Genomic DNA, 872 nt, shown 5'->3' on the forward strand with positions numbered 1-872 from the left:
GGGTTATAACGTGTTAAATACCAAGGAACATATGCGAGATAGCATTAAAATCCGCACCCAAAGTCGCCTAAATGATAATAAAACACAAACAGTCGTCACTGTAAGAGTTGGTCCCTCAAAAAAACACTTAATGAAAGCGGGCGCCCAAGAGTTTGGTACGGCTAAACAGATAGCGCGCCCTTTTATCCGACCCGCATTGGATTATCACCGTGAATTTATCCTTAATACCTTGGTCTCAGAAATTCGCGCTAGCATTGAAAAACATCGTTAACGAATAGGAGTTATTATGTCTGAAAATAAAACCTCGCCGGAATATGCCACGCTCCCTGCGGGGACAGTGGTTAAATTTGGTAAACCGACTGATAGTGTTGAAACGATGAAACCGCTCGCCAATTGTAAAGCCTTAGGTGCTACTGGCTTAAGTGGTAGCTTCATTGATTGCACGACACTCATAGATAAAAACAAACAATTTATTGCAGATTTACCTGAGGGCCCGGAGAAATCGCTCGGATTTGTTGATGATCCCAAAAATGAAAATTTTACGGCATTTTTAAATGCGGCACAAAATAGAGAAACAGTACAGCTTTATGTTGAGTTGCCAAACAAGCGGACAGCGACAATGGTTCTGTCATTATCAGGTTGGGAGATGAATGACATCAATGCGCCCGCAAGTGAAGTCATTCAGATTACAGTGAAAGGCAAACAGAATAATCTCACCTGGGGAACAGTACCCCCAAAGCCTTAACCGCCGATTCAAGCAAATATACGGCGGATAGCATCAAGAGGAAAGTAAACTGATGGTAGAAATCAAAAAAATCAATATTGGCACAAAACCAGATGATGGCACTGGCGATACCTTGCGTAATGCCTTT

Annotated in this window: 2 protein-coding genes; both read left to right on the forward strand. The window is 42.2% G+C overall.

What is annotated here, in order from left to right:
- A partial coding sequence (locus tag CBG25_RS10640) for an HK97-gp10 family putative phage morphogenesis protein (protein ID WP_290606553.1) occupies positions 1–271 on the forward strand: 271 nt, incomplete at its 5' end.
- Positions 272–286: 15 nt separating this feature from the next.
- A complete protein-coding gene (locus tag CBG25_RS10645; protein WP_290606555.1) occupies positions 287–745 on the forward strand; it encodes a phage tail protein in 459 nt (152 codons plus the stop codon).
- Positions 746–872 lie beyond the last annotated feature (127 nt).

It is taken from the genome of Arsenophonus sp. ENCA (assembly GCF_002287155.1).
Lineage (GTDB): Bacteria > Pseudomonadota > Gammaproteobacteria > Enterobacterales > Enterobacteriaceae > Arsenophonus > Arsenophonus nilaparvatae.